18 protein-coding genes are annotated in these 24,472 nt (G+C 72.6%); 7 read left to right on the top strand and 11 right to left on the bottom strand.

Annotated features, from left to right (window positions below; genetic code table 11):
- The first annotated feature begins 220 nt into the window (after positions 1-220).
- Positions 221-547, top strand: coding sequence for a chorismate mutase (locus ACFCV8_RS16455; RefSeq protein WP_376686030.1), 327 nt, complete (start codon positions 221-223; stop codon positions 545-547).
- A gap of 383 nt (positions 548-930) precedes the next feature.
- Here the strand turns inward: ACFCV8_RS16455 and ACFCV8_RS16450 are convergent, their stop codons facing one another.
- The 5 genes from ACFCV8_RS16450 to ACFCV8_RS16430 form a co-directional block, all read right to left on the bottom strand.
- Complete coding sequence (locus ACFCV8_RS16450; protein WP_376686029.1) at positions 931-2,760, bottom strand: GMC oxidoreductase; 1,830 nt, start codon at positions 2,758-2,760, stop codon at positions 931-933.
- Positions 2,761-2,809: 49 nt separating this feature from the next.
- Positions 2,810-4,438 (bottom strand): succinic semialdehyde dehydrogenase, encoded by a 1,629-nt coding sequence (locus ACFCV8_RS16445; RefSeq protein ID WP_376686028.1) that lies wholly within the window; start codon positions 4,436-4,438, stop codon positions 2,810-2,812.
- Positions 4,439-4,552: 114 nt separating this feature from the next.
- Positions 4,553-6,259 (bottom strand): serine/threonine-protein kinase, encoded by a 1,707-nt coding sequence (locus ACFCV8_RS16440; RefSeq protein WP_376686027.1) that lies wholly within the window; start codon positions 6,257-6,259, stop codon positions 4,553-4,555.
- A 158-nt stretch (positions 6,260-6,417) separates the two neighbouring features.
- Entirely contained in the window at positions 6,418-8,967 is a 2,550-nt protein-coding gene (locus ACFCV8_RS16435) for a protein kinase (RefSeq protein WP_376686026.1), read from the bottom strand.
- A 250-nt stretch (positions 8,968-9,217) separates the two neighbouring features.
- Positions 9,218-11,209, bottom strand: coding sequence for a serine/threonine-protein kinase (locus tag ACFCV8_RS16430; RefSeq protein ID WP_376686025.1), 1,992 nt, complete (start codon positions 11,207-11,209; stop codon positions 9,218-9,220).
- A 120-nt stretch (positions 11,210-11,329) separates the two neighbouring features.
- Here ACFCV8_RS16430 and ACFCV8_RS16425 point away from each other — a divergent pair, with 120 nt between their 5' ends.
- Positions 11,330-12,430: a serine hydrolase domain-containing protein gene (locus ACFCV8_RS16425; protein ID WP_376686024.1), complete on the top strand. Its 1,101-nt coding sequence runs from the start codon at positions 11,330-11,332 to the stop codon at positions 12,428-12,430.
- Here ACFCV8_RS16425 and ACFCV8_RS16420 read toward each other — a convergent pair.
- Complete coding sequence (locus ACFCV8_RS16420; RefSeq protein WP_376686023.1) at positions 12,427-14,133, bottom strand: glycerol-3-phosphate dehydrogenase/oxidase; 1,707 nt, start codon at positions 14,131-14,133, stop codon at positions 12,427-12,429. The genes ACFCV8_RS16425 and ACFCV8_RS16420 overlap by 4 nt on opposite strands.
- A 260-nt stretch (positions 14,134-14,393) precedes the next feature.
- Between ACFCV8_RS16420 and ACFCV8_RS16415 the strand changes: the two genes are divergently transcribed.
- Both ACFCV8_RS16415 and ACFCV8_RS16410 read left to right on the top strand, forming a co-directional pair.
- A complete protein-coding gene (locus ACFCV8_RS16415; protein WP_376686022.1) occupies positions 14,394-15,656 on the top strand; it encodes a nucleotide sugar dehydrogenase in 1,263 nt (420 codons plus the stop codon).
- A 106-nt stretch (positions 15,657-15,762) separates the two neighbouring features.
- On the top strand, positions 15,763-16,347 hold the full coding sequence (locus ACFCV8_RS16410; protein WP_376686021.1) for a hypothetical protein: 585 nt from the start codon (positions 15,763-15,765) through the stop codon (positions 16,345-16,347).
- A gap of 71 nt (positions 16,348-16,418) precedes the next feature.
- On the opposite strand, the gene ACFCV8_RS16405 is transcribed toward ACFCV8_RS16410, so the two are convergent.
- The 4 genes from ACFCV8_RS16405 to ACFCV8_RS16390 all read right to left on the bottom strand — a co-directional run bounded on the left by ACFCV8_RS16405 (position 16,419) and on the right by ACFCV8_RS16390 (position 20,904).
- Positions 16,419-17,543, bottom strand: coding sequence for a GuaB3 family IMP dehydrogenase-related protein (locus ACFCV8_RS16405; RefSeq protein WP_376686020.1), 1,125 nt, complete (start codon positions 17,541-17,543; stop codon positions 16,419-16,421).
- 117 nt (positions 17,544-17,660) lie between these two features.
- On the bottom strand, positions 17,661-19,163 hold the full coding sequence (gene guaB / locus ACFCV8_RS16400) for an IMP dehydrogenase (protein WP_376686019.1): 1,503 nt from the start codon (positions 19,161-19,163) through the stop codon (positions 17,661-17,663).
- A gap of 256 nt (positions 19,164-19,419) precedes the next feature.
- Complete coding sequence (locus ACFCV8_RS16395) at positions 19,420-19,995, bottom strand: sigma-70 family RNA polymerase sigma factor (protein ID WP_072486721.1); 576 nt, start codon at positions 19,993-19,995, stop codon at positions 19,420-19,422.
- Positions 19,996-20,292: 297 nt separating this feature from the next.
- Positions 20,293-20,904 (bottom strand): response regulator transcription factor, encoded by a 612-nt coding sequence (locus ACFCV8_RS16390; RefSeq protein ID WP_003948568.1) that lies wholly within the window; start codon positions 20,902-20,904, stop codon positions 20,293-20,295.
- A gap of 412 nt (positions 20,905-21,316) precedes the next feature.
- On the opposite strand from ACFCV8_RS16390, the gene ACFCV8_RS16385 reads away from it, so the two are divergent.
- The gene (locus tag ACFCV8_RS16385; protein ID WP_376686018.1) at positions 21,317-21,652 is read left to right on the top strand and encodes a WhiB family transcriptional regulator; all 336 of its coding nucleotides are present in this window, start codon (positions 21,317-21,319) and stop codon (positions 21,650-21,652) included.
- 129 nt (positions 21,653-21,781) lie between these two features.
- On the opposite strand, the gene ACFCV8_RS16380 is transcribed toward ACFCV8_RS16385, so the two are convergent.
- A complete protein-coding gene (locus ACFCV8_RS16380; protein WP_376686017.1) occupies positions 21,782-22,672 on the bottom strand; it encodes a LysR family transcriptional regulator in 891 nt (296 codons plus the stop codon).
- Positions 22,673-22,754: 82 nt separating this feature from the next.
- Between ACFCV8_RS16380 and ACFCV8_RS16375 the strand changes: the two genes are divergently transcribed.
- Positions 22,755-23,453 (top strand): MOSC domain-containing protein, encoded by a 699-nt coding sequence (locus ACFCV8_RS16375; protein WP_376686016.1) that lies wholly within the window; start codon positions 22,755-22,757, stop codon positions 23,451-23,453.
- A gap of 152 nt (positions 23,454-23,605) precedes the next feature.
- Complete coding sequence (locus ACFCV8_RS16370; protein WP_376686015.1) at positions 23,606-24,379, top strand: SDR family NAD(P)-dependent oxidoreductase; 774 nt, start codon at positions 23,606-23,608, stop codon at positions 24,377-24,379.
- Positions 24,380-24,472 lie beyond the last annotated feature (93 nt).

Here is a 24,472-nt window from a genome sequence, read left to right as displayed (position 1 = left end):
TCCGGGCCACGTTTTGTCCCGGCCACGGCCGGGAGGCCATACTGGCGGCATGCGTCAGCACACGACCTTCGTCTTTACCTATGGCATCCGGCCCGCCGGCTGCCATGGTCGTGTTGCTTGATCCCAGCAACGTTCCAGGCGCCCCGGGCCGAAAGGCCCGGGGCGCTCTGCGTTACGGACCGTTCGGCTCGGGGGCCGCACCTCACCGAGGAGTCGCACCATGAGCACCAGCACCGCCACCACCGGCGCCACCACCACCGGCGAGAAGACCGCCGCCGAGAAGACCGGCGCGCACACCGAGGAGGCCGTCGCGCTGATCGACGACGCGCGGGCCCGAATCGACACCCTCGACGACCGGATCATCGGGCTCGTCCAGGAGCGGATGGCCGTCTCGGCCGTCATCCAGGAGGCCCGGATCACCTCCGGCGGCCGCCGGATCAACCTCTCCCGCGAGATGGAGATCCTCGCCTCGTACCGGAACGCGCTCGGGCGGCCCGGCACCTCGCTCGCCATGACGCTGCTGGAGCTCTGCCGAGGCCGCGCCTGACGCGGCAGGGCCGGGCGAGGGCCGGATTGGGTGACGGCAGGGCCGGGTGACGGCCGGGTCGGGTGACGGCCGGGTCGGGTGACAGCCGGGGTTCCATGCGTTCGGGCGGGCGTTCGGGCGGGCTCTCACCCGTACGGCGCGTGACCGGGTCCGGCGCGGAATCGTTGGTCCTGGTGTGTGTCCGTACCCGCCGGGGCAGCCCCGGAAGGCACCGGCCGCGCAGCAGACTCCGCCGGAGCGTGTGGTGTGTCCGAGGACGCGCCGTGGGACCGCGCACCGGCGTGTGTGACCGGTCGGCAGGGGACAGCAGTCCGGTCACCCCAGGAAACGGCCGGCTCCGGGGACGCCCGGGGTCGGCCGTTTCCGTGTGCGAGGGGCCTCGGTCACGGCTTCTTTCTCGGCGGGACGGCCGGCATCCCGAGGAACGGCAGCTTCAGCGCACCGAAGGCGCCCTCGGGCACGGCCGGGGCCTTCGGTTCGACGGCGGCCAGCCGGACGTACGCCTCGCCCTGCGGCGGGCGCGGGTCCTCCTCGCCCTTGTTGGGCCAGAAGGACATGGCGCGCTCGGCCTGCGCGGTGATGGTGAGCGAGGGGTTGACCCCGAGGTTCGCGGAGACGGCCGAACCGTCGACGACGGAGATGCCGGGGTGCCCGTGGAGCCGGTGGTACGGGTCGATGACCCCGTCGTCCGCTCCGGCGCCGATCGGGCAGCCGCCGAGGAAGTGCGCGGTGAGCGGGGTGCCCATCAGCTCGCCGACGTTGGACCCCGCGAAGCCGTTGATCTCGTCGGCGAGCATCCTGGCGCCGCGGGTCGCCGCCTCGATCTGCGTCGGGTTGGGCGCCCCGTGTCCCTGACGGGCGGTGAGCAGCCCCTTCCCGATGCCGCCGGACCTGCGGTAGGTCGTCAGGGAGTTGTCGAGCGACTGCATGACGAGCCCGATGATGGTCCGCTCCGACCAGCGGCGGTTGGAGAGCGACCGGGCCGCGAGCGTGGGGTGCTTGACCATTTCGAGCAGCCAGCGGCGGACCCGGTGCGCGCCGTACGGCACCTGGAGGACGGTCAGCGCACCCATCGAGTTGGAGCCCTTGCCGTACCGGACGGGTTCGATGTGGGTGTTCTCGTCCGGGTGGACCGAGGAGGTGATGGCGACGCCCCGGGTGAAGTCGGCCCGCGCCGTCCCGTGCTTCCTGCGGTAGCGGCGGTCGGTGGTCTGCGCGCCGACCAGGCCCTCGGAGTTGGTACGGGTCAGCTCGCCGAGCCGGGGCGAGATCAGCGGCAGCAGCCCGGTGTCCTTCATCCGGTGCAGCAGGGTCTGGGTGCCGTACGTGCCCGCGGCGATGACGACCTTGCGGGCGGTGAACGTACGGCCCTTCCCCTTCTTGCGGTTGTCGGTGGGGAGGGTCTTGACCGCGTACCCGCCCCGGGTGTTGTCGGTGACGGCGACGACCGAGGTCATCGGGTGGACGACCGCGCCCGCCTTCTGGGCGAGGTGGAGGTAGTTCTCGTTGAGGGTGTTCTTGGCGCCGTGGCGGCAGCCGGTCATGCATTCGCCGCACTCGGTGCAGGCCTTGCGGGAGGGGCCGGCGCCGCCGAAGAACGGGTCGGGGACCTCGCCGCCGGGCTTCGCCCGCGCCGTACCGTCACCGTCCTCGCCGTCCCCGAAGAAGACACCCACCGGTGCCAGGTGGAAGGTGTCGCCGATGCCCATCGCCTGCGCGGCCGCCTTCAGGTGGACGTCCGAGGGGGTCATGGTCGGATTGATCCGGACCCCCAGCATCCGCTTGGCCTGGTCGTAGTACGGGGCCAGCTCCTCGCGCCAGTCGGTGATGTCCTTCCACTGCGGGTCGTCGAAGAACGGGGCGAGCGGCTCGTACAGGGTGTTGGCGTAGTTCAGCGAGCCGCCGCCGACGCCCGCGCCCGCCAGCACCATGACGTTGCCGAGCAGGTGGATGCGCTGGATGCCGTACAGGCCGAGCGTCGGGGCCCACAGGAAGTTCTTCAGGTCCCAGGAGTTCTTCGGCAGTTCGGACCGGGTGAAGCGGCGGCCCGCCTCCAGCACCCCGACGCGGTAGCCCTTCTCGGTCAGCCGCAGGGCCGACACCGCACCGCCGAAGCCCGAGCCGACCACGATCACGTCGTAGTCGTAGGCGGCGTCGTCACCGTCCGCTCCCAAGGCGGCGGGCCGATTCTGGGCAGGGCTGTCCTGGGACATGGCTCTCCTCGGTGCGGAACGGGCGGGCGGTGCTGCGGGACCGGCGGTGTCAGCGCAGGCGGAACGCCTTCATCGCCTTGAGGCCGGCGCTCATGAACGCGGCGTACTTCTCGTCGTCCATCCCGAAGGACGGGGCGAGCGGCATCAGCCGCTGCTGGGCGACGGTCTGCGCCTCGGTGTACTTGAGGATGCCCTCGGAGCCGTGCCGGCGGCCGAGCCCGGAGTCCTTCATGCCGCCCATCGGGGACTGGACGCTGCCGTACGCCGGGGCGTACCCCTCGTTGATGTTGACGGTGCCGGTCCGCAGCCGGGCGGCGACCCGGTGGCCGCGCCGGGAGTCCTTCGTCCAGACGCTGGAGTTCAGGCCGTACGGGGTGGCGTTGGCCAGCTCGACGACCTCGTCCTCGTCGGTGAAGCGGTAGATCGAGACGACCGGGCCGAAGGTCTCCTCGTTGCACACGGCCATCGGGGCCTGGACGCCGTCGAGGATGGTCGGCTCGTAGAACAGCGGGCCGATGTCGGGGCGGGCGACGCCGCCCGCGACGAGGGTGGCGCCCTTCTCGACGGCCTCCTCGACGTGCCGGGTGACGGTCTCCAGCTGGCGCTCGCCGACCAGCGAGCCCATGTCGGCGCCGTAGGCGAGGGAGCCGCCGAGCCGCATGGCCCTGGTGCGGGCGGCGAAGCGGGCCACGAAGTCGTCGGCGACCGACTCGTGGACGTACAGCCGCTCGATGGAGATGCAGAGCTGTCCGGCGGAGGAGAAGCAGGCGCGGACGGCGCCCGCGGCGGCCTTCTCCACGTCGGCGTCGGCCAGGACCAGCATGGCGTTCTTGCCGCCGAGCTCCAGCGAGACGCCGACCAGCCGGGCCGCCGCGCCCTGCGCGACCTCGCGGCCGGTGCGGGTGGAGCCGGTGAACGAGACGTAGTCGGCGTGCTTGACGACCTCGGGGCCGACCACCGGTCCGTCGCCGATGACCACCTGGAAGACCTCGGCGGGCAGCCCCGCCTCGATCAGCAGGTCACGGGCCCACAGGGCGGTCAGCGCGGTCTCGGTGTCGGGCTTCATCACGACGGCGTTGCCGGAGACGAACGCGGGCAGCGCGTCGCCCACGGACAGCTCCAGCGGGTAGTTCCACGGCGCGATCTGGCCGACGACACCGCGCGGCTGGCGCAGCTCGGTGACCTTGGTGAGCGTCGGCACGACCCCGGTGTGCCGCTTCGGCTTCAGGTACGCGACGGCCCGGCGCCCGTAGTGGCGGGCCGCGACGGCGACGGCCTGCACCTCCTCGTGGGCGTGCAGCCGGGCCTTGCCGGTCTCCAGCTGGATCAGGTCGAGGACCTCGGCCTGGCGGCTGAGGACCAGGTCGTGGAAGCGCAGCAGTACGGCGGCACGGGCGCGGACCGGCGTCGCGGCCCAGGCGGGCTGGGCGGAGCGGGCCCGCTCGAAGGCGCCCGTCACGTCCTCGGGAGTGGACTCCGGCAGGTCGGCCAGCTTCCCACCGGTGAAGGGGGTGTGGTTGGCCGTGCGGCCCGAGCCCGCCACCCCCCGGGTCAGCCGGGCGACCACCTCGGGGGTCACCACATCGGCGGCGGTACGCACGCCTCTGGGGGCGGCGGCCACCGGGTTGGTGCCGAGCGGGGCTGCGGAGGTGGACGTGGAGGCCTGCGAGTCCGTCATGAGGGCGAGAGTACGTCCAGCCGCACGCTTTGGGTACCCGTGGGTAACGGGTTTTCACACTCCCCACAAACGAGCCAGCGATCACTGGCAACAAAGCCCCTGATCAGGGTGATCTCAGCCGGATCCTTCCGGGGCGCGCCAGCCGCGCAGGATCGTGTCGAACTGCTCCCGCGTGGTCTCCCAGTCCTCCTCCGGCCCGGTCATGTACAGCCCGTACTCCGGGCCGCCGTTCTCGCCGAAGTACAGCTGGTCGATCGCGTGGCGCGGTCCGGGGTGCTGCTTGGTCTCGGTCCAGGAGAAGTCCCAGAGCGCGCCCGGCTGGTCGCGGTAGGTGTTGGAGTCCAGGTTCCAGCGCTGGTAGCTGGGGAGCCGGTCGGCGAGCTGCCGCTCCAGGCTCAGCGCGTGCGCGTACGGATTGTCGAAGTCGGGCGAGGGATCGATGCTGATCCGGATGTAGTGGACGCCCTCGTCCGGGGTGTAGTCGATCTGGTTGCCGTCCGCCCGGCGCTTCCAGCCGTCGGGCACGACCAGGCTGAAGCCCTCGGGGTCGTCCACCCGCTGCCAGCCGTCGGGTATGTCCTTCGTCTTCTTCGGGATCTTCCCCGGCTCGGGCGACTCGTCCTCCTTGGGCGCGGGCTCCCCCACGTCGACGGGGCCGGGGGCCGCGTTCGCCCGCTCGGTGCTCTTGTCCGTACGGTCGCCGAGCTTCATCGCGACGAGTCCCGCGCCGCCGCCGACCAGCGCCGCGGCCAGCACGACCAGCACCACCGTGCGCCAGCGGCCGCGCCGGGGCGACGGGGCCGCGGCCGGGGTGACGGTGGGCGCGGGCTCCGGCGCGGCGGCCGGGGTGACGGACGGTGCCGGGGCCGGGGCCCCGGCCTCCGGCTGCGGCAGCCGTGCGGTGCCGGAGCCGTCCGCGCCCAGGGAACGCAGCAGCCCGTCGGGGACGACCTGCGTCGGCACGAAGGCCTGCGCCGCCACGGGCTCGCGCCCCTCCATGGCGTCCAGCAGCATCCGTTCCGTCTCGGCGGCCGACGGGCGCTCGTCCGGCTCCTTGCGCAGCAGCGCGGTGATCACGGGGGCCAGCGCGCCCGCCCGGCGGGGCGGCGGGGGCTCCTCGGCGACGACCGCCTGCATGGTGGAGATCGGGGACGTACGGCGGAACGGCGAACCGCCCTCGACCGCGGTGTACAGGGTGGCGCCGAGCGACCACAGGTCGGAGGCCGGTCCCGGGTCGGCGCCGCGGACCCGCTCGGGCGCCAGATAGTCGATGGAGCCGACCAGTTCGCCGGTCCGGGTGATGGTCGAGTCGCCCTCGATGGCGGCGATCCCGAAGTCGGTGAGCAGCACCTGGCCGTCCTTGGCCAGGAGCACGTTCCCCGGCTTCACATCCCGGTGCAGGACCCCCGCCGCGTGCGCGGCGCGCAGGGCGCTCAGCACGTGCAGGCCGATCCGGGCGGCCTCGCGCGGCTCGACCTCGCCGCTCTCCTTCGCGGCGTCGGCGAGCGAGGGGCCGTCCACGTACTGCATGACGATCCAGGGCCGCTGGTCGTACTCCAGCACGTCGTGCACGGTCACCACGCCCGGGTGGGTGATCCGGGCGGCCGCCCGGGCCTCCTTCTGCGTACGGGCGTGCAGTACGGCCCGGTCGGCCTCGGCGGCGTAGAGCGCCGCGGTCAGCTCCTTGACCGCGACCGTGCGGTGCAGCACCTCGTCGTGCGCGCGCCAGACCTTGCCCATGCCGCCGCGCCCGAGGACCTCGCCCAGCCGGTACCTTCCGGCCAGCAGCAGTCCCGCTTCCGTGCTCTGTGATCGGTCCACGTCATCCCCGCCCCGCCCCGTTTCTCGGCTGCCAGATTACGGAGCGGAGGTGCGGCCACGGAACCTCGCACCACCCACGAGACCGCACTGTGATGCTTGTCGCTCCGTCAGCGGGCCGGACCGGGACGGATCGGACGGGCGGGGTGTACGCAGAGGCGTCAGCGCGTCACGCGGTAGGAGGAAATGGCCTGTTCGTAGATCTCCGACACCTTGTCGCGCTTGTTCTCCGGGCCGATGACCTGGATGACGTGGTACCTGCCGTTCACCACCATCACCAGGTTGCGGGCGTACACCGGCCGTCCGGCCGCGTCGCGCCAGGTGAACTGGCCCTCCGCCATGGCCTGCCGGCCGACGTCGATCCGGCGCAGCCCGCTCGACCCGGACCAGCCGGAGTCGCGGAACTGCTGCAACTCCCGCTCCTTGTCGGCCTGGTAGGCCAGCGGGTCGTTCCCGGCGGACTCGACCGTGTCCCGGCCGGGGACGATCAGGAGGCTGAAGCCGCCGCTGCCGTAGCGGATCTGACGGTCCGCGTTGGCGGGGGTGCGCTGCCAGCCCTTGAGGACACCGACCTCGAAGCCCTCGGCGTCCTTGCGGAGGGTGTAGCCGGGGGCGAGGGCGACGGCGGAACGGCTGGTCTGCGGCTGCTGCTCGCCGGGGGAACCCGGGGAGGCCTGGCCGTCCGGCTCCCCGGTGCCGGGCTGCGGGGTGCCGGAGGAGGAGGCCCCCGGGCCGGTGGCGCCGTTGCCGGACCCGCCCGCCCTGGGCATGAACATCACGGCGTACGCGACGGCCGCCACGAGCACCAGCAGGATCAGCACCAGGAGCAGCCGCCCGAGCCGCCGGGGCGAGCGCCGCTCGCCGTCGTCGGGGCGGGGCGGGGTGCGCAGCGCCTTCGGGGGCCTGGGCTCGCGCGGCTCCCGGGCCGGGCGGGGCGGCTCGGCCGGCCGGTCGAACAGTTCGTCGAGAGGCGTGTCCTGCCTGTCCTGCTGCTCCGTCCTGCCCCTGGCGTGGCGGTGGCGGCCGTGGGCGGCGTTCTTCCCGCGCCGCTTGCGGACCAGTTCGCCCCTGCGGCGTACGACGGGGAGCCGGGCGGTGTCGGCGGAGGGCAGCGGCACGACGCCCAGCCCGGCCTCGGGCTCGGGCGCCGAGCGCACCAGGGAGCGCAGCCAGCCGCTCAGCTCCTCGACGTCGGGGCGCTCGGTGGGGTCCTGGCGCAGCAGGGACTCGACGACCGGGCGCAGCGGGCCGCACTCCTCGGCGAAGGCGGGCGGCTCGCCGCAGACCATCTGGACGAGCTCCGCGGCGCTGTCCTCGGGGTAGGGGGCGTGGCCCTGGACCGCGCGGTAGAGCAGGGCGCCCAGCGCCCAGAGGTCGGTGGCGGGGCCGATCGGCGGGGCCAGCCGCCAGTTCTCGTGGACCGGGCCGCCCTGCTCGGGCGCCCAGCGCTCGGTGACCGCGCCGACCACGGAGATCCTGGTCTGGCGGGCACGCTCGGCGGCCAGCGGGGTGGCGGGGCCCCGGTAGCCGGAGCCGCTACGGCCGCCCCGCCCGTCCTCGTCCCAGCTGCCCACGCGCTCCGGCCGCCCCTGCGGCTCCGCCCGCTCCGGCTGCCCGGAGCGCTGTACGGGCAGTGCTGCGGAGCCGCCTGCGGGGATCTTGCGGAACTGGTCGGTCCGGTCCGCGTCCACCGGTCGCGCGGAGCGCTGCACCGGGAGGTTGCCGGTGTCCTCCGCCTCGGCGCGCCGCCGGTCCTCGCTGACGCGTGCGGCGGCCAGCGCGCCCGCCCGGTACGCGGCGATGGCTCCGGCACGCCCGGCCCGCGCCTGCGCGGGGTCGTCGTCGGTCGCGCCGTGGCCGGACGCGCCGTCCTCGGTGTCCGGCCGGGAGGGCTCTATCGCCGCCGGGTTGCGCGGGGCGGGCATCTCGGCCGGGGCGGGGGGCGAGGGCGGCAGGAGCGGCCGGGGCGGCGGCGCGAAGATCCCGGCCGGATCCGGGTCGGGCGCCGGACGGGCGAACCCGCGCCCGTCGCGGACCCCCTCGCCGAACCCGTCGTCACGTCCGCCGTCGAATCCGATGCCGTACCCGTCGTCCGCCTCGTGCTCGTCGTCGCCCTCGGGGCGCGGTGTCGACACGTACCCGCAGAGCGCCTCCTCCGCCGCCCCGGCCGCCAGCCCGGTCAGCACCACGCGCCCGTCGTCGCAGACCAGCACCGTACGGACGGTGATGTTCCGGTGGGTCCAGCCGTGGGCGTGCAGCACCCGGAGCGCGGCCAGCACGTCGGAGCCGATCTCGGCGGCCCGGAAGGGGTTGAGCGGGCGCTCGGCGAGCAGCGAGGCGAGCGGACGGGCCTCGACGAGTTCGCTCACGATCCAGAGCGAACCCGCCTCCGCGAACACGTCGAAGACCTGGTCGAGCCTGGGGTGGTCCGGCACCCGGGCCGCCGCCCGGGCCGCTTCCACCGCGCGCCGGACGGCCGGATCGGCGGGCCCGCCCGCGTCCCTGCCGCTGCCCCGCCGGGAGGCCGGGACCGGCCCGTCGGCGTCGAGCACCTCGGCGTCCACCACCTCGGGCAACGGCACCTGGCGGACCAGGACCTCCTGCCCGCTGTAGGTGTCGAACGCCCGGGTCTCGACCGTTTCGTACGCGTCGTCCGAAGACAGCGGAAGGCGGTAGCGGTCGGCGAGCACCCGACCCGCGTAGTCGTCCACGACGCCTCCCCAGAGCGCACTGTCCCCCGGTCATGAAGACCGGGCCGGTCCCTGACCGCGGCCGACCCGTCAACCGTGGTCACTCACCCCGGAATTGACGTGTCGCCCCGGCCGTTCCGGCTGCGTACGGTCTTCCGGCTCTCACGATACGTGGCGAGCGGCGGGCGCGTCGCCGGGTCGTCCCATCCCGGCCGCTCCCCGCCGGACCGCCGTCGGTCCGGCTGCCGGGCCGCCGTCGGCCCGGTCGTGCTCAGTCGAGGGGCTTGAACGTGTCGAAGGCCATCTTGCGCAGCGCCCGGCACTCCTCGTCGTTCCACTCGCCGGCCTTGCAGCTGATCATGATCGCGTAGCCGTGGGAGGAGTCGACCTTGAAGCCCCGGTTGAGCACCCGGACCCGCGTTCCCTGCTGGGTGCGCTCGAACTGCCAGTCGGCGACCGTCGGGTAGCCGTTGTACTGGACCTTGTCGATGCCGATGTGGTGGTAGCCGTTGCTGGTGGCCGCGACACCGGCCCGCGCGGCGTTCCAGGCCCCGGCCGCGTTGCCGCCGGGGGACTTGGTGAAGTCGATCTGGATGCGGGGGTAGCCGCCTCCGGCGTTGTAGATGGCGCCGGAGTTCACCCCCGCGATCTTGTCGAACCGAAAGTTCTCGGGCAGGGCCACGCTGAAGTGGAACTTCTTGTTCGTGACCTTGCGGAATCCGTCCGGCAGCGCGTCGCCCTCCTTGCCGCCGCCCTCCTTGCCGCCCTGGTCGCCGCTCTGGCCCTGGGTCTGGTTCTGGTCGCCGCTCTGGCCGGTGCCCGGCGACTGGCCCTTGCCCTGGTCCTTGCCGCTGCCGCCGCCCGTGCCGCTGTCGGGCTCCGTGGAGCCCCCGGGCGTCGTCGAGGACCCGGCGGAAGCGGACTTGTCGTCCTTGCCCTTGGCGCCGTTGTCCTTGTCGTCCCCGCCGACCGAGAGGGCGACGATGGTGCCGACCACGGCGAGCACGATGACGGCCGCGATGATCGCCAGGGTGCGGCGCGGCACCACGTCCGTGATGGACGCCCGCGGCGGTGCCGCCGGTGCCGAAGCCGGGCGGGGCGGCGGCGGTACGGCGGCGGGCTTCGCGGAGGTGCCCCGGCCGGCGCCCGTACCCGCGCTCGCGGCCGGGGAGGGGGCCGCGGCGGGCGCCGAGGGCGTGGCGGCGGTCGCGGCCGATCCGCCCGCCGCGACGGCGGGCGTCGACCTCGCGTTCCGTACGGAGCGCAGCGCGCCGCGCAGCCGGTCCCGGGCACCCTCGCCCTGCTCCGCGGCCTTCGGCGCGGACGTGGTCCGGGGCTCGGCCGGGGTCGTGGGCAGCGCCATGATCTGGGTGGCCTCGGCGGGCGGCGGCGTGACGGGCTCCGGCTTCTCCGGGGCGTGGATCACGTCGTTGAGCAGGGCGCGGGCGCCCTCGTCGTCGAGCCGCTGCTCGGGGTCCTTGGCGAGGAGCCCGTAGATGACGTCCTTCAGCGGGCCGGCGTTCTTCGGCGGGTCGAGCGGCTCGGTCATCACGGCCGTCAGGGTGGCGATGGCCGAGCCCTTGTCGTACGGCGGGGAGCCCTCGACGCTCGCGTACAGCAGGCCGCCGAGCGACCAGAGGTCGGCGGGCGGTCCCGGCTTGCGGCCCCGGGCGCGCTCGGGCGAGATGTACGAGGGAGCGCCGACGAGCATGCCGGTCGAGGTGACGGAGGGGTCGCCCTCGACCTGGGCGATGCCGAAGTCGGTCAGCACGACCCGGCCGTCCTCGGCGATCAGTACGTTGGACGGCTTCACGTCGCGGTGCAGGATGCCCTCGCGGTGCGCCGATCTGAGTACGTCGAGTATCGCGAGGCCGACCTCGGCCGCCCGCTTCGGCGTCAGCACGCCGTCCTCGCGCACCGCTTCGGCCAGGGACTTGCCCTCGATGAGCTCCATCACGATCCACGGACGGTCGTCCTCGTCGACCACGTCGTAGACCGTCACCGCGCCGTTGTTGCGGATCCTGGCGATCGCCTTCGCCTCACGCAGCGTACGTGTGATCAGCCGACGCTTCTCGTCGTCGTCGATGGCCGAGGGGAACCGCAGTTCCTTGACCGCCACCGTACGGCCCAGCGTCTCGTCGACGGCACGCCAGACCGTGCCCATACCGCCCCGGCCGAGCACCTCCCCAAGGCGGTACCGCCCCGCGAGGAGACGTCCTTCCTTGTCCCGTTGGGGCTCCCGTGCCTGCTCCGCCTCCGACATGCGTCCCCTCTGCGATCAACCCGCCCTGGCAGAGCGTTCATTGTCCCTCACCCCGGCTCCGGTCATGGTGCCGGGTCCGCGGGCCCGTCATGATGTGCCCGGAGAAAGGGAATCCCCGCCATGCCGACACTCAGAGCACTGCTCGCCGCTCCCCTGGCGCTGGCACTCTTCGGCCTGGGAACCGCGCCCCTGTCCAGCGAACCACACCTCGGCCCCGCGGCCGCCTATCTTCCGCGGCTCGTCGCGGAGGGCGGTGCGCCCACCGCGGCGCTGCTGGCCCGCGGCTCCTCCCCCGCACCGTACGGCACGTACCGCTCGACGGGGCCCAACATCCGGGCGGCGGACCGGTTCCGGGCGGGCAGCATCACCAAGACCTTTGTCGCCACGGTCGTGCTGCAACTCGTCCAGGAGGGCAGGCTGCGGCTGTCGGACCCGGTCGAGCGGCTGCTGCCGCGTCTGGTGCGCGGCAACGGCAACGACGGCCGCCGGATCACCCTGCGCGCCCTGCTCAGCCATACCAGCGGCCTCTACGACTACACCGACGCCCCCTCGGCCCACCCTCTCTCCGCGACCGCGGCGGTCCGCGTCGCCCTGGCCCACCGCCCGACGGGCGCGCCCGGCCATTACGCCTACTCCAACACCAATTACGCCGTACTCGGACTCGTCGTCCGGCGTGTCACCGGGCGTGACTACGCCACCGAGATCCGCGACCGCGTCATCACCCCGCTCCACCTCACCGGCACCTCCTTCCCGGGCGCCCGCACCGCACTGCCCGCCCCGCACGGCCGGGCCTACACCCGCGACCCGGCCGACGGCACCCTCCGCGACGTCACCGCGCTCGACCCGCGCGGGGCGGGCGCGGCCGGCTCGCTGATCTCCACGCTCGGCGACCTGAACCGCTTCTTCGCGGCCCTGCTGGGCGGCCGCCTCCTCGCACCCGCCCAGCTCGCCCTGATGACGGACACCCGGGCCACCAGGGGCACCTACGGCCTGGGCCTCTTTCCGGAGAAGCTCTCCTGCGGCATCACCGTCTGGGGGCACAACGGCCACATCGCGGGCAGTTACGTCCGTACCGCCGCCACCCGGGACGGCCGGCACGTCCTGACCTACCGGGTCGACACGGACACCCTGGCCGACGCCGACACCCTCGAACCCGCACTGCTGGACGCGGAGTTCTGCACGGACAAGCGGGGCGACGCCTCCCGGGACGGAATGGCCTAGAGCGGCACGATGTCCGGCGCGCCGAGCCGGGCCGCGTCGGCCGTGAGGTCGTCGGGCTGCCGCTGCGACTCCCGTTCCGCCTCCACCCGCTTCTCGTAGTGCTCGACCTCGCGGTCGATCTGTCCCTGGTCCCAGCCCAGCACCGGAGCCATCAGCTCCGCGCAGAGTCCGGCGCTGTGCGTGCCCCGGTCGAAGGTCTCTATGGAGATCCGGGTGCGGCGGGTCAGCACGTCGTCGAGATGGCGGGCGCCCTCGTGCGAGGCGGCGTAGACGATCTCCGCCTTCAGGTAGTCGTCCGCCGCGGGCAGCGGTTCACCCAGGGACGGATCGGCGACGATCAGTTCGAGGACCTGCTCGGTCATCGAGCCGTACCGGTTGAGGAGGTGCTCCAGTCGGGCGACATGGAGACCGGCGCGGGCCGCGATCCTGGCGCGGGCGTTCCACAGGGCGGGGTAGCCCTCCGCGCCCAGCAGCGGGATCTCCTCCGTGACGCAGGCCGCCACCCGCTGGTCCAGCCCGTGCACCGCCTCGTCCACCGCGTCCTTCGCCATCACCCGGTACGTGGTGTACTTCCCGCCCGCCACGACCACGAGGCCGGGGAGCGGATGGGCCACTGTGTGCTCGCGGGAGAGCTTGCTCGTGGCGTCGGACTCGCCGGCCAGCAGCGGCCGCAGCCCGGCGTAGACCCCCTCCACGTCGTCCCGGCCCAGCGGGGTGGCCAGGACCGAGTTGACGTGTTCGAGGAGATAGTCGATGTCGGCGCTGGACGCCGCCGGGTGCGCCTTGTCCAGGTCCCAGTCGGTGTCCGTCGTGCCGATGATCCAGTGCCTGCCCCACGGGATCACGAAGAGGACGGACTTCTCGGTGCGCAGGATGAGGCCGCTCGAGGAGTGGATGCGGTCCTTGGGTACGACCAGGTGAATCCCCTTGGAGGCCCGGACGTGGAACTGCCCGCGCTCCCCGATCAGCGCCTGGGTGTCGTCGGTCCAGACCCCCGTGGCGTTGACCACCTGCTTGGCCCTGACCTCGTACTCCCCGCCCCCCTCGACGTCCTGTACCCGGGCGCCGACCACCCGCTCGCCCTCCCGGAGGAAGCCGATGACCCGCGCACGGTTGGCCACCCGGGCGCCGTACCCAGCGGCGGTGCGCACCAGGGTGGCCACGTAACGGGCGTCGTCCATCTGGGCGTCGTAGTACTGCAGGGCACCGACCAGCGCGTCCTTGCGCAGCGCCGGGGCGACGCGCAGGGCGTGGCGGCGGGAGAGGTGCCGGTGCACGGGCAGGCCGCGGCCGTGGCCCGACGACACCGACATCGCGTCGTAGAGGGCGACGCCAGAGCCGGCGTAGAACCGCTCCCAGCCCTTGTGCTGCAAGGGGTACAGGAAGGGCACGGGCTTCACCAGGTGCGGGGCCAGCCGTTGCAGCAGCAGCCCGCGCTCCTTCAGCGCCTCCCTGACGAGCGCGAAGTCGAGCATCTCCAGATAGCGCAGTCCGCCGTGGATCAGCTTGCTCGATCTGCTCGATGTGCCGGACGCCCAGTCGCGCGCCTCGACCAGGCCCGTGGCGAGCCCTCTCGTCGCCGCGTCCAGCGCCGTGCCGGCGCCGACCACGCCCGCGCCCACGACCAGCACGTCCAGTTCGCGCTCGGCCATCGCGGCCAGCGCCTCGGCGCGTTCCGCGGGTCCCAGTGTCGCTGTCCTCACTGCTGCCTCCCGGGTGGATCGGGGTGGTCCGGCACCGCGGGCACCGGCCGACCGGCGGACGGCGCGCTCCGTGCCCACCTCTCGATTCTGTCCGCCGTCCCCGACTTCGGCCACCGCCTGTGGAAAACACCAGGACGACAGGCGGCCAACAATGCGACAAATAGGTCATATATAAGCCTAGTGTTACATTGCGCTGTCCACAGCGGTTGCGCTTTCTGCCCTCATGGTCCATAGACCGACCGGGAAGGACGGCCGTCCACATGCCCGCAGACCTCGCAGTCATCGGACTCGGCCACCTCGGCCTGCCCCTCGCCCAGGCCGCCGTGGCCGCACGCGTACAGACCGTCGGTTACGACACCGACCCGCGCGCCTGCACCGAACTCGCCGCGGGCCGCACCCCCGTCGAGGGGTCGCTCACCGCCTCGGAGATCCGCCGGATGCTCTCGGGCGGCTTCCGGCCCACCACGAACCCCGCCGAGCTGGGCCGGGTCCGTACCGCGGTGATCTGTGCGCCCACCCCGCTCGGCGCCGACCACTCCCTCGACCTGACCGCCGTCGGCGACGCGGCCCGCGCGCTCGCCGCCCGGCTGCGCCCGCACACCACCGTCCTGCTGGAGTCGGCCGTGCCGCCGGGCACCACCGAGAACTACCTGCGCCCGCTGCTGGAAGAGGGCTCCGGGCTGCGGGCCGGGCGCGACTTCCATCTCGCCTGCTCCCCCGGCCGCCTCGACCCCGGCAACCGGACCCACGGCTACGCCAACACCCCCAAGGTCATCGGCGGCCTCACCCCCGCCTGCACCGAATCGGCCGCCGCCTTCTACGGACGGCTCACCGACAAGGTCGTCCGGGCCCGCGGACCCCGCGAGGCCGAGATGACCAAGGTCCTGGAGACCAACTTCCGGCACGTCAACATCGCCCTGGTCAACGAGATGGCGGTGCTCTGCCACGACCTCGGCGTCGACCTGTGGGACGTCATCCGGTGCGCCGAGACCAAGCCCTTCGGCTTCCAGCCCTTCCGGCCCGGACCCGGCGTCGGCGGCCACGGCGCCCCCGTCGACCCGGGCTACTTCCCGTACCACAGCCGCACCCCGGGCCACCCGCTGCGGATGGTCTCGCTGGCACAGGAGATCAACGACCGGATGCCGAGGTACGTGATCCAGCGCTGCGCCACCCTGCTGAACGAGCACGGCAAGTCCGTGCGCGGCGCCCGGGTCCTGCTGCTCGGGGTCACGTACAAGCCCGACCTGGCCGACCAGGAGGGCGCCCCGGCCCTGGAGATCGCGAACCGGCTGATGGACATGGGTGCCCAGATCGGCTACCACGACCCGTACGTCCACGACTGGCGGGTGCGCGAGCTCCCGGTGCCACGCGCCGACTCGCTGTACGAGGCGGCGGCCGGCGCCGACCTCACGGTGCTGCTCCAGCACCACCGGACGTACGACCTCCAGGGCCTCGCGGTGAAGGCCCAGCTCCTCCTGGACACCAGGGGCGCGACCCCGGCGGGGGCGGCGCACCGGCTCTGAGCGCCCCGCTCCGCGGATTTCGGTGGGCGATGTCACAGGCTGCTGCTAGCCTGCGGCGTCACTTCTCGCACACAGTTGCGTTTTCAGTCCCAGGGGGGATCCCACCATGAGCCAGTCCGTGCCGCCGAACCAGCCGTACGACTCCCAGCCCGGCGGCGGCAACCCGTTCGCCGGACAGCAGGGCCAGCAGGGCCAGCAGGGCGACCCGTCCGGCAACCCCTTCGCGGGCGGCCAGCAGCCCGGCGCCCCGTTCGGCGGCGCCCCGTACGCCCCGCCGCCGGCCCCGGCCCGCAACAACATGGGCCTCGGCCTGGCCGCCGCGGTCGTCGCGGCCGTGGTCGCCGCCGCCATCTACGGGGCCATCATCGGCGCCACCAAGCACGAGATCGGCTACGCGGCCGTGGGCGTCGGCTTCGTCGTCGGCTTCGCGGCCGGCAAGGTCGGCGGCCGCAACCCCGTACTGCCGGTCGTCAGCGCCGTGCTCTCGCTCGTCGCCGTCTACTTCGGCCAGCTGCTCGGCGAGGCGATGATCGCCGCCAAGGAGCTTCCGGTCACCGTCTCCGAGCTGTTCTTCGACCACTTCGGTCTGCTGAACGAGGCGTGGAAGGCCGACTCGGACTTCCTGACGTACGTCTTCTTCGCCATCGCCGCCGTCGCCGCGTTCTCCGGCGCCAAGAAGGCCGCGGAGTAACCGCACGCACAGACGGGAGGGCCCGGACCGCATGCCGCGCGGTTCCGGGCCCTCCCGTCTGTGTGCGGTGCTCAGCGGCTGTGCTGCGAGTCCGCCACCGTGACCTCGACGCGCTGGAACTCCTTGAGGTCGCTGTACCCCGTCGTCGCCATCGCCCGGCGCAGCGCGCCGAAGATGTTCATCGAGCCGTCGGGGGTGTGCGAAGGACCGGTCAGGACCTCCTCGGTGGTGCCGACCGAGCCCAGGTCCACCAGCTTGCCGCGCGGCACGTCCTCGTGGACGGCCTCCATGCCCCAGTGCCGTCCCCGGCCCGGGGCGTCGCTGGCGCGGGCCAGCGGGGAGCCCATCATCACGGCGTCCGCACCGCAGGCGATGGCCTTGGGCAGGTCGCCGGACCAGCCGACGCCGCCGTCCGCGATCACGTGCACGTAGCGGCCGCCGGACTCGTCCATGTAGTCGCGGCGGGCACCGGCCACATCGGCGACCGCGGTCGCCATCGGGACCTGGATGCCGAAGACGTTGCGCGTGGTGTGCGCGGCGCCGCCGCCGAAACCGACGAGCACGCCGGCCGCGCCGGTCCGCATCAGGTGGAGCGCGGCGGTGTACGTGGCGCAGCCGCCGACGATCACCGGGACGTCCAGCTCGTAGATGAACTGCTTGAGGTTGAGCGGCTCCGCGGCACCCGAGACGTGCTCGGCGGAGACCGTCGTACCGCGGATGACGAAGATGTCCACGCCCGCGTCGACGACGGCCTTGGAGAACTGCGCGGTGCGCTGCGGGGAGAGCGCGGCGGCGGTGACCACGCCGGAGTCGCGCACCTCCTTGATGCGCTGCCCGATCAGCTCCTCCTGGATCGGCGCGGAGTAGATCTCCTGGAGGCGGCGGGTGGCCGACTCGACGGGCATCTCGGCGATCTCGTCGAGCAGCGGCTGCGGGTCGGCGTGCCGGGTCCACAGCCCTTCCAGGTTGAGAACGCCGAGGCCGCCCATCTCACCGATGCGGATCGCGGTCTGCGGGGAGACCACGGAGTCCATGGGCGCGGCCAGGAACGGCAGCTCGAAACGGTAGGCGTCGATCTGCCAGGCGATCGAGACCTCCTTCGGGTCGCGGGTACGGCGGCTCGGAACGACGGCGATGTCGTCGAATGCGTACGCCCGGCGGCCGCGCTTGCCGCGCCCGATCTCGATCTCAGTCACGATGGTGTGGCCTTTCCCTCTACGTCTGCGTTGTCCAGTATCCCCGACACACGGCTGAGGGGCGGTCCGGGGAACCCCGGCCCGCCCCTCGGCTGCGCTGGTGCGTTGCCGCCCGCGCTACTTCCTGCTGTAGTTCGGGGCCTCGACCGTCATCTGGATGTCGTGCGGGTGGCTCTCCTTGAGGCCCGCGGACGTGATGCGGACGAAGCGGCCCTTGGTCTCCATCTCGTCGACGGAGGCGGCGCCCACGTAACCCATGGTCTGGCGCAGACCGCCGACGAGCTGGTGCAGCACGTTGGCCAGCGGGCCGCGGTACGGCACCTGGCCCTCGATGCCCTCGGGCACGAGCTTGTCGTCCGAGGCCACGTCGGCCTGGAAGTAGCGGTCCTTGGAGTACGAGCGGCCCTGCCCGCGGCTCTGCATCGCGCCGAGCGAGCCCATGCCGCGGTACGACTTGTACTGCTTGCCGTTGATGAACTGCAGCTCGCCCGGCGACTCCTCGCAGCCCGCAAGGAGGCTGCCGAGCATGACCGCGTCGGCACCGGCGGCGAGCGCCTTGCCGATGTCGCCGGAGTACTGCAGACCGCCGTCGCCGATGACCGGGACGCCGGCCGCGCGGGCGGCGAGGGCCGCCTCGTAGATCGCGGTGACCTGCGGGACGCCGATACCGGCGACCACGCGGGTGGTGCAGATGGAACCGGGGCCCACGCCGACCTTCACGCCGTCGACACCGGCGTCGATCAGGGCCTGCGCGCCGTCGCGCGTCGCGACGTTGCCGCCGATGACGTCGACGTCGACGCTGGACTTGATCTTCGCCATCCAGTTCAGCGCGTTGCTGTTGTGGCCGTGCGAGGTGTCGACGATCAGGAAGTCCACACCGACCGCGGCCAGGGCCTGCGCCCGCTCCAGGGCCTCGGGGCTGGCGCCGACGGCCGCGCCGACGAGGAGACGGCCCTCGGTGTCCTTGGCGGCGTTCGGGTACTGCTCGGCCTTCACGAAGTCCTTGACCGTGATGAGGCCCTTGAGGACACCCGCGTCGTCGACCAGCGGAAGCTTCTCGATCTTGTGGCGGCGCAGCAGCTCCATGGCGTCCACGCCGGAGATGCCCACCTTGCCCGTGACCAGCGGCATCGGCGTCATGACCTCGCGCACCTGGCGGCTGCGGTCGGACTCGAAGGCCATGTCACGGTTGGTGACGATGCCGAGCAGCTTGCCCGCCGGGTCGGTGACCGGGACACCGCTGATGCGGAACTTCGCGCACAGCGCGTCGGCCTCGGCCAGCGTCGCGTCCGGGTGCACGGTGATCGGGTCGGTCACCATGCCGGACTCGGAGCGCTTCACGAGGTCGACCTGGTTGACCTGGTCCTCGATGGACAGGTTGCGGTGCAGTACCCCGACACCGCCCTGCCGCGCCATGGCGATCGCCATGCGGGACTCGGTGACCTTGTCCATCGCCGCGGACAGCAGCGGGATGTTCACCCGGACGTTGCGCGAGATGCGGGACGAGGTGTCGACTGCGTTGGGCAGCACTTCGGATGCGCCGGGCAGCAGCAGCACGTCGTCGTATGTCAGTCCGAGCGTCGCGAATTTCTCGGGCACTCCGTCGACGTTTGCAGTCATGACACCTTCCCCAAATGGCCTTGATCGGTGCGGATGTCCATGCTAACGGCCTTCGGGCGCGTCTCATTCCACGAACAAGATCACCCGGGGTTTCTGTGGCTTCGCACGACGACCGCCGCCCGAATCCCCGCGGAAACACCGCACCCCCGCCGCCCGGGACATCCACGGAAACGGGCCGATGCCGTAGGCGGCCGCGGGGCACTCGCCGCCGTAGGCGGCCGCGGGGTGCTCACTGTCACACGCGGCCTCGGGGTGTTCACTGCTCCGCGAGGGCCCGCAGCCTGCTCAGGGCCCGGTGCTGGGCGACCCGGACCGCACCCGGGGACATGCCCAGCATCTGCCCGGTCTCCTCGGCGGTCAGACCGACGGCGACCCGGAGGACGAGCAGCTCGCGCTGGTTGTCCGGAAGGTTGGCGAGGAGCTTCTTGGCCCAGGCCGCGTCGCTGCTGAGCAGGGCGCGCTCCTCGGGCCCGAGCGAGTCGTCCGGCCGCTCGGGCATCTCGTCGGACGGCACGGCCGTCGACCCCGGGTGCCGCATGGCGGCCCGCTGGAGGTCGGCGACCTTGTGGCCCGCGATGGCGAACACGAAGGCTTCGAAGGGCCTGCCCGTGTCCTTGTAGCGGGGCAGCGCCATCAGCACCGCCACACAGACCTCCTGCGCCAGGTCCTCCACGAAGTGACGGGCATCACCGGGCAGCCGGTTCAGCCGCGACCGGCAGTAGCGCAGCGCGAGCGGGTGGACATGGGCCAGCAGATCGTGCGTGGCCTGCGCGTCGCCCTCGACGGCGCGGTGCACCAGGGCACCGATCCCCGTCGTCTCGTCGTCACGCATCGGACCATGGTGCCCCGGAGCCGCGTCATCCGTGCCGCCGCGTCCGGAGTTGTGCACCGAAGCGTTATGAGCGGGTGCGCCGGAAGTCATGTCCTGCGCCCTCCCCTTCCGCTCGACCGAATCGTTCCCGAGGAACTCCACGTCTCAAGGATGCGGCATCGGCCGGGAAGCGTCACATACCGTCGGCGCGACGGGCCCCGCGGATGGAGCGGAACCCGTGCGACGCCGACCGGTCGCGTCGCCCCGCCCGCCGGTACGCGGACGGGGACACGGTCGGCCACCGGCCGCGGCCGGGCCCTACCGGACCAGGCCCCAGCGGAACCCGAGCGCCACCGCGTGCGCCCGGTCCGAGGCGCCCAGCTTCTTGAACAGACGCCTGGCATGCGTCTTCACCGTGTCCTCCGAGAGGAACAGCTCGCGGCCGATCTCGGCGTTCGAACGGCCGTGGCTCATGCCTTCGAGCACCTGGATCTCCCGTGCGGTGAGCGTCGGCGCCGCACCCATCTCGGCCGACCGCAGCCGCCGCGGGGCGAGCCGCCACGTCGGGTCGGCCAGCGCCTGGGTGACCGTGGCGCGCAGCTCGGCGCGGGAGGCGTCCTTGTGCAGATAGCCGCGGGCACCGGCGGCGACCGCGAGCGCGACCCCGTCCAGGTCCTCGGCGACGGTCAGCATGATGATCCTGGCGCCGGGGTCGGCGGAGAGCAGCCGCCGCACCGTCTCCACACCTCCGAGACCGGGCATGCGTACGTCCATCAGAATCAGATCCGAACGGTCGGCACCCCAGCGGCGGAGGACTTCCTCGCCGTTGGCCGCCGTCGTCACCCGCTCGACCCCGGGCACGGTCGCGACCGCGCGACGGAGCGCTTCTCGGGCAAGCGGGGAGTCGTCGCAGACGAGGACGGATGTCATGACCGTCCTCCGCAGCTGATGCGCGTCACCTTGAGCCTCCAGGCTGTTACAAGTCGTCACCTGTGCGGTTGACACTCTCGGACACCTGCCCGATCGCTTTTTCCGTCAACCGCCTCCGCCTTCTCAACGACGGTCACTCGAAAGAGTTACGGGTCGGACAACCGAATTCGGCACTCTACGTGAGGGCTCGCACACGGAGGAGAGCGACGCGGTTCATTTAACCCGCAACCGAAACTTCATGCCCACGTATGCCCCATTTAGCGGATTTTCTTCCCATTTACTGGTGTCTGTGGATAGATTCGCAATCAGTCATATTTACATCTACTTACACCGTAGATGTACGGTCGTGGGCACAGTCGACGACGGACCACAACGACGTTTCCGACTCAGCACGGTTTCGAGGGGACAAGCAATGGCAGATTTCTCCCGCCTTCCCGGACCCAACGCCGATCTGTGGGACTGGCAGCTGCTGGCGGCCTGCCGCGGGGTCGACAGCTCACTGTTCTTCCATCCCGAGGGCGAGCGCGGGGCGGCCCGCAGCGCCCGCGAGAACTCGGCGAAGGAGGTCTGCATGCGATGCCCGGTACGCGCCGAGTGCGCGGCCCACGCCCTGGCGGTACGCGAGCCCTACGGCGTGTGGGGCGGGCTGACCGAGGACGAACGCGAAGAGCTCATGGGGCGGGCCCGCAGCCGGATGGTCCCGGCGGCGGCGCCTTCGGGCGTACCGTCCCCGTCGGCGCACGGCTGAGCCCGGTACACCGACACCAGCGCACAGAAACGTTTCCTCACCCAGCTTCCGACGACTCGGCCCGAAACCGTCCGGCCCCGAAACCGTCCGGCCCCGGACCTGCCCGGGACCGGGGCCCCGGCACGCCGCTCAGCGGGCGGCGGCCAGGGACAGCCGGTCCAGGGTGGCCGCCACCGCCGGGACCTGGGCCAGGTCGGGCAGGGTCAGCGCGACGATCTCCCGTTCGATGGCCGGCTCCACCGCCACGGTGCGCACCCCCTTGGCGCGTACCGACTCGATCGCCAGCTCCGGCAGCACCGCCACTCCGAGTCCCGCGCCGACCAGGCCGACCACCGCCGGGTAGTCGTCGGTGGCGAAGTCGATCCGGGGGGTGAAGCCGGACGCCTCGCAGACCTCCACGAGCTGTCGGCGGCAGCGCGGACAGCCCGCGATCCACGACTCGCCGGACAGCTCGGCGATGCCCACCGAGGCCGCGTCCGACAGCCGGTGCCCCTCGGGGACCAGGCCGATCAGCCGGTCGGCGAGGAGCGGGCGCACCACCAGGTCGTCCCATTCGCCGCAGCTCGCGCCGTAGCGGAAGGCGAGCGCGATGTCGCAGTCGCCCTCGCGCAGCATCTCGACCGAGCGCGGCGGCTCGGCCTCCACGAGGGAGACGCGGGTGCCGGGGTGGGCCTCGCGCAGCGCGGCGAGCGCGCAAGGCACCAGGGTGGAGCTGCCGCTGGGGAAGGAGACGAGCCGGACCCGGCCCGCCCGCAGCCCGGCGATGGCGGCGACCTCCTCCTCGGCGGCCGTGAGTCCGGCGAGGATGCCGGAGGCGTGCCGGACGAGCGCCTCACCCGCCTGGGTGAGCCGCATCTCCCGTCCGGTGCGGATCAGCAGCGGGGTGCCCGCGGAGCCCTCCAGGGCCTTCATCTGCTGACTGACGGCGGGCTGGGTGCAGCCCAGCTCCCGCGCGGCGGCGGAGAACGATCCGGTGGCGGCCACGGCTCGCAGGACACGGAGATGACGGGCTTCGATCACCCTTCAACCATAAGCGGCACTTGGGGGCTGCCGCACATTATTGGCGTGCGACTTTGAGGATGGAGTGGATAGCGTGGCCGGCATGACGTCCATGGAACCGACCGGGCCGAGGCTGCTGACCGTGAACGCGGGACGGCCGGAGGCCGTCGCGTACACCGATGCCCCCGGCGGTACGACCGGTATCGACAAGCGGCCCGTCGACGGGCCGGTGCGCATCAGCGATCCCGGGCCGAAGGGCACCGGGGGCAGTGGGGTGGCCGGGGACACGGTGTGCGATCTGCGCCATCACGGCGGCTCCGACCAGGCGGTGTACGCCTTCGCCCGTGAGGAGCTGGACGGCTGGGAGCGGGAGCTCGGCCGTCCGCTGGCCAACGGCGCCTTCGGGGAGAACCTGACGACCCGTGGGGTGGATGTGAGCGGTGCGCTGATCGGGGAGCGCTGGCGGATCGGCCCGGATCTGGTGCTGGAGGTGACGTCGGGGCGGATTCCGTGCCGTACGTTCGCGGGTCACGTCGACGAGCCGCGCTGGGTGAAGCGGTTCACGCGGGCGGCTGCCCCCGGGGCCTATCTCCGGGTGATCGAACCGGGCACGGTCCGGGCCGGTGACGCGATCGGGATCGTGCACCGCCCGGACCACGGCGTCACCGTGGAGCGGGAGTTCCTGGCCGCGACGACCCGGCGGGATCTGCTGCCGGGGCTGCTGGCGGCCGGCGAGGCGCTGCATCCCGAGTCGTTGCGGGCCGCGCGGGAGTACGTCGCGAAGTACGCGGCGGACAGCTGACCGCGGCATGACGGACAGGCACCCGCACAGGCACCGCGGGCAGCCGGCCGAGGCATGACGGACAGGCACCGCGGACAGCTGACCGCTGTATGACGGACAGGCACCGCGGACAGCTGACCGCTGCGTGACGGACAGGCACTAACGTGCCGCGTATGACGACTGCACTGATTACGGGCGCGACCGCGGGGATCGGTGCCGCCTTCGCGCGGCGGCTCGCGGCCGACGGGCACAACCTGGTGCTGGTGGCACGCGACAAGGAGCGGCTGCGCGAACAGGCGACGGAGCTGCACGACCGGCACGGCATCGAGGCGGACGTACTACGGGCCGACCTGTCGGAGGACGACGGGATCGCCGCGGTCGAGGAGCGGTTGACGGACCGTCGGCACCCGGTGGACCTGCTGGTCAACAACGCCGGGTTCGGCAACAAGGGCCAGTATCTGGACGTGCCCATGGCCGACGAGCTGAAGATGCTGAAGGTGCACTGCGAGGCGGTGCTGCGGCTGACCTCGGCCGCGGCGGCCACGATGCGCGAGCGGCGGCGCGGCGGGGTGGTCAACGTGGCCTCGGTGGCGGCCTTCGTGCCGCGCGGGACGTACGGCGCGTCCAAGGCGTGGGTCGTGCAGTTCACCCAGGGCGCGGCGAAGGACCTGGCCGGCTCGGGGGTGCGGCTGATGGCGCTGTGCCCCGGATTCGTACGGACGGAGTTCCACGAGCGGGCCGGAATGGGGACCGGCAACATCCCGGGCTGGATGTGGCTCGACGCGGACAAGCTGGTGGAGGCGGCGCTGGCGGACCTGGCGCGCGGCAAGTCGCTCTCGGTGCCGGACCCGCGCTACAAGGCGCTGATGGGGCTGGTGAAGGTGGCACCGCGCGGCCTGCTCGGAGGGGTCACCTCCAGGACGGGCCGCAAGTACGGTCCGCAGTGAGTGTCCGCTTACCCCGGTCCCACCGCTCTCCGCGCGTCCCGGCGCGTTCCCCGGGCCCCGTCGTCGAACCGCTGTCGTCGCCCGGCGGACGAC

Origin of the sequence: Streptomyces sp. NPDC056347, from assembly GCF_042262625.1 — a bacterium.
Lineage (GTDB): Bacteria > Actinomycetota > Actinomycetes > Streptomycetales > Streptomycetaceae > Streptomyces.
This window is presented reverse-complemented; position numbering and strand designations above follow the sequence as displayed.